The 14,202-nt window shown below is 53.1% G+C and carries 10 protein-coding genes; 5 read left to right on the forward strand and 5 right to left on the reverse strand.

Features of this window, described 5'->3' with window-relative positions:
• Positions 1–123: 123 nt before the first annotated feature.
• The 3 genes from EDM60_RS01370 to EDM60_RS01380 all read left to right on the forward strand — a co-directional run bounded on the left by EDM60_RS01370 (position 124) and on the right by EDM60_RS01380 (position 3,914).
• The gene (locus EDM60_RS01370) at positions 124–1,383 is read left to right on the forward strand and encodes a glycoside hydrolase family 18 protein (RefSeq protein WP_122962345.1); all 1,260 of its coding nucleotides are present in this window, start codon (positions 124–126) and stop codon (positions 1,381–1,383) included.
• Positions 1,384–1,715: 332 nt separating this feature from the next.
• Complete coding sequence (locus tag EDM60_RS01375; RefSeq protein ID WP_122962346.1) at positions 1,716–3,320, forward strand: bifunctional metallophosphatase/5'-nucleotidase; 1,605 nt, start codon at positions 1,716–1,718, stop codon at positions 3,318–3,320.
• A gap of 48 nt (positions 3,321–3,368) precedes the next feature.
• Complete coding sequence (locus EDM60_RS01380) at positions 3,369–3,914, forward strand: hypothetical protein (protein WP_122962347.1); 546 nt, start codon at positions 3,369–3,371, stop codon at positions 3,912–3,914.
• Between the two features lie 114 nt (positions 3,915–4,028).
• On the opposite strand, the gene gcvPB is transcribed toward EDM60_RS01380, so the two are convergent.
• The 3 genes from gcvPB to EDM60_RS01395 form a co-directional block, all read right to left on the reverse strand.
• On the reverse strand, positions 4,029–5,618 hold the full coding sequence (gene gcvPB / locus EDM60_RS01385) for an aminomethyl-transferring glycine dehydrogenase subunit GcvPB (RefSeq protein ID WP_122962348.1): 1,590 nt from the start codon (positions 5,616–5,618) through the stop codon (positions 4,029–4,031).
• Positions 5,619–5,641: 23 nt separating this feature from the next.
• Positions 5,642–7,027 (reverse strand): aminomethyl-transferring glycine dehydrogenase subunit GcvPA, encoded by a 1,386-nt coding sequence (gcvPA, locus tag EDM60_RS01390; RefSeq protein ID WP_122962349.1) that lies wholly within the window; start codon positions 7,025–7,027, stop codon positions 5,642–5,644.
• Between the two features lie 65 nt (positions 7,028–7,092).
• A complete protein-coding gene (locus tag EDM60_RS01395) occupies positions 7,093–7,875 on the reverse strand; it encodes an SDR family NAD(P)-dependent oxidoreductase (protein WP_122962350.1) in 783 nt (260 codons plus the stop codon).
• 282 nt (positions 7,876–8,157) lie between these two features.
• Between EDM60_RS01395 and EDM60_RS01400 the strand changes: the two genes are divergently transcribed.
• Both EDM60_RS01400 and EDM60_RS01405 read left to right on the forward strand, forming a co-directional pair.
• Entirely contained in the window at positions 8,158–9,912 is a 1,755-nt protein-coding gene (locus EDM60_RS01400) for a sigma-54 interaction domain-containing protein (protein ID WP_122962351.1), read from the forward strand.
• 23 nt (positions 9,913–9,935) lie between these two features.
• Positions 9,936–10,724 (forward strand): arylamine N-acetyltransferase family protein, encoded by a 789-nt coding sequence (locus EDM60_RS01405; protein WP_122962352.1) that lies wholly within the window; start codon positions 9,936–9,938, stop codon positions 10,722–10,724.
• A gap of 1,470 nt (positions 10,725–12,194) precedes the next feature.
• Here EDM60_RS01405 and EDM60_RS01410 read toward each other — a convergent pair.
• Together EDM60_RS01410 and EDM60_RS01415 are read right to left on the reverse strand one after the other, a co-directional pair.
• On the reverse strand, positions 12,195–13,619 hold the full coding sequence (locus tag EDM60_RS01410) for a M56 family metallopeptidase (RefSeq protein ID WP_122962353.1): 1,425 nt from the start codon (positions 13,617–13,619) through the stop codon (positions 12,195–12,197).
• Between the two features lie 4 nt (positions 13,620–13,623).
• The gene (locus tag EDM60_RS01415; protein WP_122962354.1) at positions 13,624–13,998 is read right to left on the reverse strand and encodes a BlaI/MecI/CopY family transcriptional regulator; all 375 of its coding nucleotides are present in this window, start codon (positions 13,996–13,998) and stop codon (positions 13,624–13,626) included.
• Positions 13,999–14,202 lie beyond the last annotated feature (204 nt).

The following is a 14,202-nucleotide window of genomic DNA, read 5'->3' on the forward strand; positions in this document are numbered from 1 at the left end:
GCTGGGCACTTTTTTGCGTGCTGCTTATCCCGCTACGGTTGGATCGCAATGGGTGCAAGCTCCTTTTTATCGCCTGCCTCATATAAATGTACATCGTATGAAATGGCAAAAAGGAGCGTCTACATGTTCATCTACACAGTAAAACCGGGTGATTCTCTCTATTCTGTCGCCGCGAAATTCGAGGTTCCGATGGCGGTCTTGCAATCGACCAACGGTTTGACAGTAACGACGCTCGTGCCCGGGCAGGATTTGGTTATCCCGACAAAAACATACATCGTCCAGCCAGGCGATTCGCTGTATGCCATCGCCCAGATGAGTTTTGTGACTCCAAAGGCGTTGCAGGAAGCGAACGGACTGACTTCGTACGCGCTTACTCCCGGCAAAAGGCTCAGACTGCCAGCCAGAGCCAAGTATCCAGTGGAAAACTTCAGTTATTTGCTGCTGACGACACCGGAAAATGACGAGAAAATCATCGTCAATTCAGCCGCGAACAACACGTATTACGGCATTTTCGAGCACCATCTTTTACCTGGCGGTGCCCTTAGCCAGCTGGACGATGCGGCTGTCATTCGTGCCAGCAGACGGCATCGTGTTGCGCCGCTGGCCGTCATTACCAATCTGACGGCAACGGGCTTCAATGCAGAGCTGGTTCGGCAAATCCTGAACAGTCGCGAGCAGACCCAACGTCTGATCGACAACATTTACACACTGGTGCGGACGAAAAATTACGCGGGCGTAAACATTGACTTCGAGCTGGTTCGCCCGCAGGAACGCGATTTGTATACGAACTTCCTGCGCGCTTTGCGGCAGCGGTTGAAGCCGCACGGTTACTTTCTTTCGGTCGCGCTGCCTGCGAAGACAAACGATGAAGTCGAGTGGCTGAAAGGCTACGACTACAAAGGGATCGGCGCGGCAGTGGACTTCGTTTTTCTCATGACGTATGACTACCATGAAGCAGGAAGCGAGCCTGGCCCAGTCGCCCCGATTGGGGAAGTGCGCCGCACGATCGAGTACGCCATTTCCCAGATGAACCGGAAAAAAATCATTTTGGGAGTCGCGCGTTACGGCTACAACTGGATGATGCAGGGAGACAACGTCGTGAGCGCGCAGCCTGTGAGAGTAGCCGATGCTGTCCAGCTATCGATGCGCTACTCGGTGCCGATCCAGTTTTCTGCCGAGTACCAGCAGCCGCATTTTACGTACTGGGATGAAAATGGGAGGAAGCACATTGTCTGGTTCGAAAACGTGCGCGGCCGCGCTGAAAAATACAGGCTGGTTTACGAGTACCGTCTGCGCGGTGTAGGCGCGTGGCAGCTCGGCTTCGAGTTCCCGCAATCGAAAGTGTTGATTCCGTTCTTTTTCACGGTGAAAAAAGTGATCTAACCAAGCTGGTATGAGACAACAGTCGTCTGTGAACAGGGCGGCTGTTTTCTGGATTTTGCGTTATTATAGGCACCTTGTTTTACATCGTCCACTTGTTGAAGACGGAGCAGCCGCGAATCATTGAGCAGCGACTGCAAAGAAGCTTGCACCGCCCGCCTGACCGGAGCGACAAAAAGGTTGAAGAGCAGGGCATGGATGAACAAATTTGATCAGATCAAACATGGTTGGGACGATTGTCAAATTACCGTAAAGCTCTTGTGAAAAGCGGTTTTTCAGCAGGCGAATCCGCTATGATAGGGGAAGAAGCGCGAGAGAGAACGGAGTGAATCAACATGCTGGCACCTGATCAGGAATGCACCTTGACGATTTTGCAAACGAGTGATTTGCACGGGAGCATTTTCCCGCATTCTTATGCCAATCATGAGCCAAAAGAGCTGGGATTGGCCAAACTGGCAGCCCGAATCAGGGAAGAGAAACAGCGGGCGGATCAGTTGCTTGTCATCGACTGTGGCGACCTGATCCAAGGTACGCCGCTTGCCTATCACCATGCCCGCATCAGCCACGAGCAGCCGAACCCGATGATTCTCTGCCTGAACGAATTGGGCTATGATGCCGCTATACCGGGAAACCATGAGTTTAATTACGGGTTGCCGTTTTTGCAAAAGGCGATGAGCGAAAGCCGCTTCCCCTGGCTGTGCGCGAATTTGACCGATGCGGACGGAAAGCCCTTTTTTGGCCGAGCGTACACAGTCAAGCGCTTCGCAAACGGGCTTGCGATAGGCATAATCGGCCTGACTACTTCTTATATCCCGCATTGGGAAAATCCGGCGCATATTGCTGGCATTCAGTTTCGCGATCCGGTCGAAACGGCCCGCTACTGGGTGCGCTTTTTGCGCGAAGAAGAAGCGGTCGACGTTGTTGTGGTCGCCTATCACGGCGGGTTGGAACGGGATGCCGAGACAGGGGAACCGACCGAACCGCTCACTACGGAGAATCAAGGATACGAGCTGTGCGCATCTGTCGAGGGCATCGATGTTTTGCTGACGGGACATCAGCATCGGATGCTCGCTGCCACTGTTCACGGTGTCGCGATCGTGCAGCCGGGGCACGAAGGACGGATGGCGGGAAAAGTCGTCCTGAATTTGCGGGCAAAGGAGTCGCGATGGGAGATTAGGCAAAAACAGGTCAGTCTGCTGTCGGCAGAGGGCGTGCAGCCAGATGCGTCCCTGCTGGAGCTGGCAGCGGATTACGAGGCAGAGACGCAGCAATGGCTGGATCAGCCAATCGGTCGAATTGAAGGCAATATGCGCATAACTGATCCGCTGGCGGCGAGATTGCAGGAGCATCCGTTCATCGAGTTTATCAATCGGGTGCAGATCGAGATGTCAGGGGCCGCGATTTCGAGTACGGCGCTGTTTGACAATGCCGCAGCCGGATTTGCGGAAAACGTGACCATGCGCGATATCGTCAGCAACTACATTTATCCGAATACGCTAAAAGTATTGCGTGTGACCGGACAGGATATCAAGGATGCATTGGAGCAGACGGCAGGCTACTTTGATCTGAACGAGACGGGAGAAATCGTCGTCAGCCCGCGCTTTCTCGCACCAAAGCCGCAGCACTACAACTATGACATGTGGGAAGGCATCGAATACCGGATCAATGTCGCAAAGCCGCTGGGACAGCGAATCGAATTTTTGACGCAAGAGCACAAGCCGCTTGAGATGGCTGCCGAGTACGAGGTCGTCATGAATCATTACCGTGCGGGTGGGGGCGGCAACTACACGATGTTCCAGCACAAGCCAGTCGTTCGCGAGCTGGCGATCGAGATCGCGGAACTGCTGGCGACGTACTTGCTGGAACGAAAAGTGGTCAAGGCGACTGTCAATGCGAACTGGAGCGTGGTTGCGATTGGCGGGCAGGGGAGCGGCGGGTAAAGCGGAGTATAAGGAAAAAACGTAACGAGATAAGGAGTTCCCATTCGTATGGTTGATATGAGGTTACATATTGCTGTACCTTCAGATGACATCGATTTTCGCTTTATCGAAAGAGAAGCAAACACTTCCTTTTTCTCTATTCAGAACAAAAGTGGAATTCAGAGAGCCATAGATCCAAGCGATAGCAATTTTTTAGAGGCACTTTTGATCACGTATCAAGGTAAGTCAGTATCTGATTTCCGTTTTTGTGATGTCAGGCTGCTAACGCAATTGATTGCCGTGGTTGAGGATTACTACTTGAGTGCCAAAAAAACAATTAGCGAAGACATTTACGGTCTTGGCGTAATTACAATCGGTCTGAGACAAACGGGTGAAAACAAACTGTTGTTAACAGCTGTAAAAGACGGAAATACGATTGTACAGGCTGAATTGCCAGAGAAAGAATGGATAGATAAGTTGTTTGCATTATGTAGAGAGTATTTTTCTTGCCTTATTCAATACGGAATTGCTGAATCGTTTCATACAAAGCAACTATCCGTTATATGTGAGTATGAAAAAAGATACAAGGATACATACAGAAAAAACCTTGGGTAAGAAACAACCAGTGTGGTTCCTTTCGTGGAATCACACTGGTTGTTTTGTCTAACAAAACAATACGAGCTAAGGGTCCTGCTGGAACACCATGAAGAAATCAGGGCGCAGAACGCCCTATTCCTTATCCGTTTTTTTCAAATAGGCTCTCCATGTAATCGCCCACTGTTCGGGATCGTCCAGCACCGATTCGATGACGCGGTGGCCTGTGCTGTTGTGGGGGGCGGTTTGGACGATTTCCGGATTTTCGTATGCTTCCTGGGAGATGTGGGTCAAGGCTGCGATGTATTCGTCCAGCTCGGCTTTGGAATACGACTCGGTCGGTTCCAGCGTGAACGGCTCCGGCACGATATAAGGGTGATGGCTGGTCCAGTAATGGTGGGCGAAGTCAGCCATGCGCCGCTGGACATCGTAAGTCGTGACGCCCGTGTCTTCGGTGAGCTTCTGCCAGCTGTAGCGAACCTGTTCCAGGCGGCGGCCCTTGATATACGGGGCACTGGCGCCGCGAATCTGCAAAATTTTGTGGTACAAGTAATTGTTGTTGAGGCAGGCGATTTTCGCTGCTTCTTCCAGCCCTTCCGCTCCGAGCGCCCGAATCCAGGCGTAGGCGCGCAGGACAGCCGGCGGCACACCGTAGAAGCTGCGGACTTTGCCGATGCTGTTTTTCAATTCTCGCTTGTAGTAATAACGCTCTCCGTCGAAGTCTACGAGCGGACCCGGCAGGAACTCCTCCAGCTTTTCCGTCACGCCGATGGCTCCAGTCGCAGGGCCGCCGCAGGCATGGGGGATGGAAAAGGTTTTGTGCAGGTTGAAGAAGCACATGTCGAAGCCAGCTTCCAAGGCGCGGGTAATGCCGAGCAAACCGTTGGCGTTTGCCTGGTCGTAGCAGCAAAGCCCTCCTGCGGCGTGAACCACGTCGGTAAATTCCTTGATGCGGGAGTTGTAGATGCCAGTGTCTTCCGGATTGGCTACGGCAAAAGCAGCCGTCCGTTCCGACACAAGCCCTTTCAGCGCCTCCAGATCAGGGTAGCCGTTTTCGTCGGCAGGCACGTAAATGATTTTGAAGCCTTTGACTGCGGCGGTTGCGGCTTGCGACGGGTGCGAAAAGTGCGTTGTCAAAAACTCGTTGCGCAGCTCGCCTTCGCCGCGGGATTCGTGGTATTTGCGGACGATAGAGGCTTGCGTAAGCAGTGCCTGCGTGCCGCTGCCCGGCTGGAAGGAGAATTTGTCCATGCCGGATACTTCGCGCAAAAACAGGTCGAGCTTGTAGGTGATTTCCAGCATGCCCTGAACGGTGGACTCGTCTTGCAAAGGGTGCAGCTCCGCCATTTTGGGCGAGCGGGCGAAGCGCTCGTTGATTTTCGGCGAGTATTTCATCGTGCATGTGCCTTGGCCGATCTCGACGTTAAAGTCCGCGCCGAGCACCTCCTGCGACAGGCGGGAATAGTGGCGAATCACACGGAACTGGCTGATTTGCGGGAGATTGGGGCGCTTTTTGCGGCGCAGACTGTCTGGAAGCTGAGACACACCGTCTCCGACAGATGCGACAATCTCCTGCTCGACGCGGGGAACCTCGACTCCTCGCTCGCCGGGCTGGCTCAGTTCAAAAATGACAGGCTCATCCCACTTGGCCTGGTGGAAGCGTCTGACTTTGTGATCGCGGGGAATCCGCTTCATTTTCCCGATCGTTCCTTCGGATGTTTTCATCGTTGATCTCCTCCTTTTCCTGTTTACACGATGCTTGCAAGCGCAGTAGCGAGCGCGTCGATCTCTTCTTTGGAATGGACTTCTGTCACGCAGAAAAGGGCGCATTGCTCAAGCTGCAGATCGTGTGTGGTCAGGTCGACGCCGCCGAAAATGCCGCGAGAGAGCAGAGCCGCGTTGATCTCCTTGACCGTTTTGCCTGTTTGCGAAAAGTCGATGACAAATTCTTTGAAAAACGGACCAGAAAACTTCAGCTCGACGCCAGGCAAGGAGGCGAGCTGCTTCGCGGCGTACTGGGAGCGTTGCATGATGCCCTGTCCAAGCTCTTCCATGCCGTCCGGCCCCATGGTCGCCAAATACACGCCTGCGGTAATTCCCCACAGGGCGGTTTGCGTACCGACAGACTCTTTGCCTTTTTCCCGTTTGGCAAAAGAGGTGCGGTCGTACGCCACATCCCCGAAGCCATACTCGCCTTCGACTTCTGTCGGCGCGATGCCAAACAGGCGGGAAGGGTATTCCATGACGAAGGTTGGATCGTCGTGCGTCGCGATAAACCCGGATTGACCGCCGCCGTAATGCATGTGGACACCGAGTGGTTGCAAATCACCGCACACGATATCCGCTCCGTAGTTGGCGGGCGCTTCCATGACACCGAGCGAGCTTGGATCGACACCGACGACACACAATGCCCCGGCAGCGTGGGCGAGGTCTGCAATCAATTGCCCGTTCGTTTCCAGCGAGCCGAGGAAGGACGGATTTTCAAAATAGACAGCGGCAGTGTTAGGGCCAAGCTTCGCCTGCAAGTCTGCCAGATCGATAGCTCCGGTATCTTCCGTGAAGTCCACCAGTGTAAGCGTCAGATCAGGGGAGGTGTAGTTTCGGATGATCAGCAGCTTGTCGGGATGGATGTTTTTCGGGAGCAACAGCTCGGTGCGCTTCGTAATGCGCGCTGCCATACGCAGCGCAGTAGAAGCAGCCTGCGCCCAGTCAAAGGTCGGAACGTTGACGACATCCATGTCGACCAACTCGGCAACCAGGCTCTGGTATTCAAACAGGGCTTGAAAGCGTCCTTTGTCCTCGTATGGCTCACCTGCATAAGCGGTCAGAAACTCGGCGCGCGAGTTGATTTCGTCGCACACAGCCGGAATGAAGTGAGGCCAGCAGCCAGCCCCGAGAAAGCTGATGTATTCTTTCGTCGTAATGTTTTTGTTCATGAGCTGGTTGACGTGTCGCTCCAGCTCGTATTCGGTCAAAGCAGGGGGAATGTTCATTTTTTCTTTCAGGCGCAGCTCCTGCGGAATGTCAGCAAAAATCTCCTCAATGCTGCCTAGCCCGATTTCCTTCAGCATCTGCTCTTTGACAGCGGGCGCTGAGTTCGGGATGTACGGATGTGCAAAAGGTTTGGCGCTCATGTATGTGTCCCTCCATTTTTTCATACTTTTCTGTCATGTAAGAATGTAAGAACGGAAAGCCGCTTCTAGGCCAGCCCGCCGCCATCTACGACCAGCACGGAGCCTGTCACCCAAGTCGAGAGGTCACTGGCAAAAAACAGGACGGCGTTGGCGATATCTTTTGGCGTGCCAAGACGCTCCAAAGGTCGGCCCTGCGCGGAGGAGACGAGGAAAGCCCCTTCTTCCTTATTCAGCTGGCGAGCTTCTTCCCGCAGCAGTGGCGTGTCCGTATCGCCAGGCGAAACGCAGTTGACGCGAATGTTCTCCGGGCCGTGATCGATTGCCATCGCCCTTGTCAGGTTGACGATGCCTGCTTTGGCTGCGCAGTAGGCTGCTGCCTTGTCGCCGCCTTTGATGCCCCAGCCGGAGCCTGTGTTGATAATGCTGCCGCCGCCGTTTTTCGCCATGATCGGAATGACGAATTTGGACAGGTTGTACGCCCCTTTGAGCGATACATCGATGACGAGATCCCACTCGTCTTCCGCCAGCTCGACGACCGTTTTGCGCCGGATGACGCCAGCGTTGTTGAACAAAATATCGATGCGGCCAAAAGCTTGCTCTACCGACTCGGCCACTTGCTGACAATCAGCTTGGGAAACGACGTTGCACATAAAAAACTGGGCGAACCCGCCAGACTCGTTAATCTCGCCTGCGGCTTTTTCTCCAAGCTCCTGATTGATGTCGAGCAGCATGACCTTGACGCCGAATTGAGCGAGACGCTTTGCAGTGGCAAGGCCGATGCCGGAAGCGCCGCCTGTGACCAAGGCAATTTTTCCATCCAGTTGAAAAATATCGTTAACGTTTGGCAAGGTTGATCGATCCTCCCTGGCTGTTTCATTTCTTTTGCTTTTGTGATCTTACATGTTGCAAGCTCTGTGCCAATATTTTTTTGGCAACGATTTTCCGAGTTCCGCTGCCAGTCTGATGCCAGAAATGGCGATTATGCCGTTCTTCGCCAGAAGCGCAGACACGTATTGTTTGCCACGATTGACAAACGATTTGCCATTTTTGACACGGCAAAAGGCAATTTGATTGTAAGGTATCTGAATTTTTAATAAACTAAAAGGAAGAGGAAACAAAGGGGGATGCGCATGCTTTCGCTGGAACGCTACAAGCCGGCTATCGAAAAAGTGATCACTGGCATTTCGGACATTTTAAACGTCGATGCAGCCGTCATCAACGAACGTGGTTTGCTGGTGGTCAGCACAGAGCGCTATCTGAAACAGAAGGGCAACCATGTGCATATTCCTTCGCTGCAGTTCATCTTGTCAAAAGGCCAGTTTCTCGTAGACAAACCGGGTTTTATGGAAATGTGCGAGGGCTGCCGTTTTCTTGACAGTTGTCCGGCAAAGGTCGAGCTGCTCTCGTCGATCAAGATTGCGGATCAGGCGATTGGGATCGTTTCCCTCACGTCTTTTACAAAAGAAGGGCAGCATCGCCTGTCCAAGCATACAGAGAAATACCAGCAAATTTTGCTGGAAATAAGCGAGTTGATTACGACGATCGTCCAGACTCATTCGGCTACCCAAACCAGCTCTGCCGATGAAGAAAAGCTTTTGCTGGAAGGGGCGCTTGATACGCTGAACGACGCGTACCTGACTTTTGACCGCAGCGGCAATATCATCCATACTAACACCAGCGCCCGTATGCTTTTGGCCCAAAACGAGCTGCTTCCCGCCGACATCTCGCGGATGTTTTTGCCGTCCTTGTCAGGCATGGCGGCGCACTATTTGCCAGTCGCCAACTGTCTTGTCGACAAGCTCGATGCTTCGGCGGAGGCGACGCCAATCGTTGTCGACAACCAACTGATCGGCGGGGTTTTGCGCGTCCCGCGGGAGTCTCCTGCGACTGCGCTGCCGCAAGCGGGGCAGCGACGTTCACTGTCTCTGAGAGATGAGGGCTTGGATCATCTGGTTGGCAGCAGCGAGGCGATTCGCGAGGTCAAGGAAATCGCAAGGAAGATCAAGGACAGCAGCTCTACGGTGCTGATCACAGGTGAAACAGGAACGGGAAAAGGGCATCTGGCCAAAGCGATCCATGATTCCGGCAACAGGGCGTTTTATCCGTTTGTAGCGATCAACTGTGCGAGCATTCCCGAGAGCTTGTTTGAAAGCGAACTGTTTGGCTATGAGGACGGAGCTTTTACAGGGGCCAAAAAAGGCGGCAAGCCGGGACGATTCGAGTTGGCAGATGGCGGGACGCTGTTTCTCGACGAGATTGGCGATATGCCGCTGTCTTTGCAAGCGAAGCTGCTGCGCGTATTGCAGGAAATGGTGGTGGAGCGTGTCGGTGGAACGAGAGCGTTTCCGATCAACGTTCGCGTCATCGCGGCCACGAATCAGAATTTGGAGGAGCTGGTGGCGAACAAGGCATTTCGCGCCGACCTTTACTATCGGCTGAACGTCATTCCGCTCCACGTTCCGCCGCTTGCCGAAAGACGGGAGGATATCGAGCCGCTGGCGAATGCCTTTTTGCAAAAATGCGTGACGAAAACGGGGCGCAGCTTTTTCGGCTTTTCCCCCAATACGTTGGCTGTGCTCAAGGCGTATGACTGGCCGGGAAATGTCAGAGAGCTGGAAAACGCGATCGAATATGCGATGAACATGGAGAGCGATTCCGTCATCACGCCAGGCAGTTTGCCACCCCGGCTGCGCAGTCGGTTGGTCACTGGCCACTCTGCTGCGACGACTGCGATCAAGGCGCGCGTCGCTGATGTGCAAGCGGACGCGATCCGTGCTGCTTTGCAAAAGCACGGAACCGATCTGAAAGGAAAGCAGAAAGTATCGGAAGAGCTGGGAATCGGAATCCGCACGCTGTACCGCAAGCTGAAACTGCTGGGCATATAGCTGGCATATAGGAGGGCGACAAAATGGGTGAGTTCGATACTTTGTTTCGGCAACGAATTGGCATTCCAGAAACTGAGACGATTCCTTTTGAAAAGCTGGACTTGGTTCTGGAAAAAGCAGCGCTGGCTATCCCTTTTGAAAATATGCGCGTCATCGAGCAACAAACGAAAGCGATCACCAAAGAAAATGTGATGAGCAAAATATTGGTGGAGCGGGAAGGCGGGCTGTGCTACGAGCTTAACTCGCTTTTGTATTTCTTTTTGCTGGAAAACGGCTTTGATGCCGTTTTGACCAGAGGGGTCGTGTATAAGCCTGCGGAACGAGCCTTTTTGACGATTGGACGCACGCATCTGACGATTGTGCTCCGTCATCAAGGGCGGCAGTATCTAGTGGACACCGGGTTTGGCGGGAACTTGCCGCTGAAGCCTGTTCCGTTGAGCGGTGAGACGGTGACTTCTGCTAATGGAGAGTTTCGTGTAGGCAGAACGGACAGCGAGTATGGGAGCCATGTGCTGGAGATGAAGTTGAAGCACAAGGATACCGAGTGGAGAATCGGGTATGCTTTCGACCCCGAAAGGCCGATTGCCGGGCTATTCGAATGCGATGAGATTCAGACGATTATCGCTGATCACGCCGAGTCTCCTTTCAACAAAAGCCCATTGCTGACGCAGTTGACGCCTACGGGAAACATCACTTTGACGAATGCCACGTTTACCGAGTGGGTCGATGGGCGTGTGACGAAGGAGAGCATTGACGAAGCTAGATTTAAAGCGTTGGCCAGGCGGTATTTTGGCTGGCGGGATTGGGATTGATGACTGTTAGGCTTTGGGCGGATCGTGGTTTTTTGAAAGATTGATCTGGGGTGGAAATTTTCAGTACGGTTGTTGATCGCGGCTGTGGTGGAGAGAGGAAACAGGAGAAACCGCGGCAGGGACGTGGACCTCTCGCAGGGAAGCGTGGACTGCCCGTCTCCGGCGAAAAAGGAAAACCGCGTCAAAAGCAGCGAGATCGAAGAAGCGGACGCACGTTGCCGCTTAAAAGCGTGTTTTCCTTTTTCGCCTCCGTCTCGGAAGGAGTCCCAAAGCCCTTTTGCTTGTTTCTCCTGTTTCCTCGGCCAACGATAAGCTTTGGTCGGAAAGTGCTTATTTGAAAGTTGATCTGGGATGAAAATTTTCAGTGCGTTGTTGATCGCGGCTGTAGTGGAGAGAGGAGACAGGAGAAACCGCTGTAGGGACTTGGGCCTCTCGCGGGGAAGCGTGGACTGCCCGTCTCCGGCGAAAAAGGAAAACCGCGTCAAAAGCAGCGAGATCGAGGAAGCGGACGCACGTTGCCGCTTAAAGGCGTGTTTTCCTTTTTCACCTCCGTCTCGGTAGGAGTCCCAAAGCCCTTTCGCTTGTTTCTCCTGTTTCCTCGGCCAACGTGTGGCTTTGGTCGGACATCGCTTTTGGATGGTTGATCAGGGGGGAAAATCCAGAGCAGAAATTGAACAAGTTTTTTCATGAACGGGTTGTATGAAGCGACCGTCTTCAAGAAGACTCTTGCTCATGTTTCTGTGTTTTTTTGAAATCCCCGATCACGCAGACTACAAAGCGTCAGCTCAAACAAGCTTTTTGGCATTGGCATTTCCTTTGAAACCCGCGCCGACCACAACCAGCCCCTGACGAGGAAAGAGACGAAATCCGCGAAAGCTCTTTGGGATACCGACCGAGGTTCCGAGGAAAAAGCGAAACACGGTTTTAAGCGTCAACGTGCCCCCGCTTCTCTGAGTCCGCTGCTTTTGACGCGGTTTCGCTTTTTCCCCGGAGCCGTGCAGTCTAGACCCACAGGGGGTATCCCAAGAAGCTACAGCGATTCGTCTCTTTCCTCGCCACGCCTAAAGTACCGATGAAGCAAACTACAAAGCGTCAGCCCGAGCAAGCTTTTTGGCATTGGCATTTTTCCTTGAAACTCCCGCCGACCACAACCAACCCCTGACGAGGAAAGAGACGAAATCCGCGAAAGCTCTTTGGGATACCGACCGAGGTTCCGAGGAAAAAGCGAAACACGGTTTTAAGCGTCAACGTGCCCCCGCTTCTCTGAGTCCGCTGCTTTTGACGCGGTTTCGCTTTTTCCCCGGAACCGTGCAGTCTAGGCCCACAGAGGGTATCCCAAGAAGCTACAGCGATTCGTCTCTTTCCTCGCCCCGCCTAAAGTACCGATGACACAAACTGCAAAGCGCCGCCCAAAAAAGAAAAAAGGCTTCGCACACAACACCGTGGCGGAGCCTTCCATCGTATGTTCTATCAGTTAGCAGCTTGTTGCGGCAAATACTTCAACGGATCAACAGGCGCTCCATCTTTGGTCATCTGGAAAAGAAGATGCGGCCCCGTGCTGCGGCCCGTGCTTCCCAGCAACCCGATAAGCTGGTCTTGGGCGACGAGCGCGCCTTGCTCGACCTCCAGTTTTTCCAGATGCGCGTAAACGGTTTGGTAGCCGTCTTCATGCGCAACGACAACGTGATTCCCAGATTTTGCATCATAAGCGGCTTTGATTACGGTTCCGGCGGCAGACGCTTTGACAGGGGTGCTCTCTTTATTCATGATGGAAATGGCGTACTGCTCGCCGCCACTTACAACCTCACCCGCGACAGGCAGGTGGAACAGCGGCTCTTTGCCCCATGTTTCCTGGGCGCCTGTCAAAGTGAATGCGCCCAAAGCGATAATGGCGCTTATGCTGAAAGCGGCCCATGCATACGTGGTCCTTTGAAATCGACGGATCATGTGGATTCTCCTTTTGATGTATTTTTTTGAACTGGCAAATCCGGCGGTCAGGGCGCTTTGTTGTGGGTTCGCATACAATTCCAGCGCTTTGACCATGGTGTAGCCGTACGCTGTCACTTCCGATTCGCGCAAACAAGCAAGGGTCATGGCGTCGCAAGCAACCTCCTGATCTTGCCTCATGCGGAAAACGGCGTACCACATCAGCGGATTGAACCAGTTTAGAATCAGCAGCGCGTGTGCCAGGCCGTTCACAGCGATGTCATGCCGTTTGTAGTGACAAAGCTCGTGCAAGAAAATATGGCGCAATTCGTCTGCATCGAGCTTTTCCAAAAACAGCGCGGGCAAAAGAATCCGCGGCCGCCAAATCCCCAGCAAGGCAGGACTTGTCACGGCGCTGCTGATCGACAACGGAATAGAAGCGGCGATACCTAGCTGCTTTTTGCAACTCGCATACAGTTGTAAAATCGCAACGTCTTGCACTGGCTGAATGTCCAATTTGCGTGCCGAAAAGCTGCGGGCGGACCAGGCTGTCGCAACAGCAAAAACAATGACCCCGAGCAGCCACAAAAAAGAGAGCGGGTCGAACCAAAAGAAACGTGCCTCTTCCGGCATGTATGTATATGTATCTGGATGCGCGACAAAATGCGGCGGCTGAAGAGGAACATCGACTTGCAAAGCAGCGGTTCCAGCTCGGGAGGACGGATATGGCACGGGTGTGGAAAAGGCAGCTGGCAGCCAATTAAAGAGACTGAGCGGACTTGCGAGAGACAAAGGGACGGCCAGCTTGATGATCAGCAGAAACCAGACGCCATAGTGAAAGCGGGCAGGCAAATATCCGCCCAAAATCAGCTTGAACAGCAAAATCACCAGCACCAGAAAGCTTGCTTGCAGGGAGTTGAGCGAAATCCAGGAAAATGTCGCGTGCAGGAGCGAGACTAGCCATTCCACAGAGCTATTTCTCCTTCTCCGCCAAAATATTTTTCAACTCTTCTATTTCCTTGGCTGAGAGTTTCTCTTCCTGCAAAAAGTGGACGAGCATCGGCTTTAGCGCTCCCCCGTAGACGCGCTGCAAAAAAGACTGCCGCTCGGTTCGCTTGCATTCTTCTTCGCCGAGCACAGGCGAGTAATAATAGACGCGATTGATTTGTTCAAACGAAATGACGCCCTTTTGCAAAAGGCGGCTGAGCAATGTCTTGATGGTCTTTTCCTTCCAGGTCTTGTTGTCGCGCAAGGCAGCAATCACATCAGATGCCGCAGCCGGGGATTTGGCCCAGAGGACCTTCATAATCTCCCATTCGGCATCGGAAATTCGCGGATGATCATCCATTAACGACAGTCCTCCTTGGATTACAATTGTAGTCGATCGACAGTTATAGATTACACTTGTAATCTTATGTTGTCAACTCTCTCTGTTGCATATGAAATCTTTTAAATCCGACAAACGAAAAAGCCTCAACAGTCCCTGTGATCTGTTGAGGCGAAGCATGGCAGCCGTCTTTTATCGTAAAGTAGCATACAAAAACGCAGGAGG

Origin of the sequence: Brevibacillus parabrevis (assembly GCF_003710905.1) — a bacterium.
GTDB lineage: Bacteria > Bacillota > Bacilli > Brevibacillales > Brevibacillaceae > Brevibacillus > Brevibacillus parabrevis.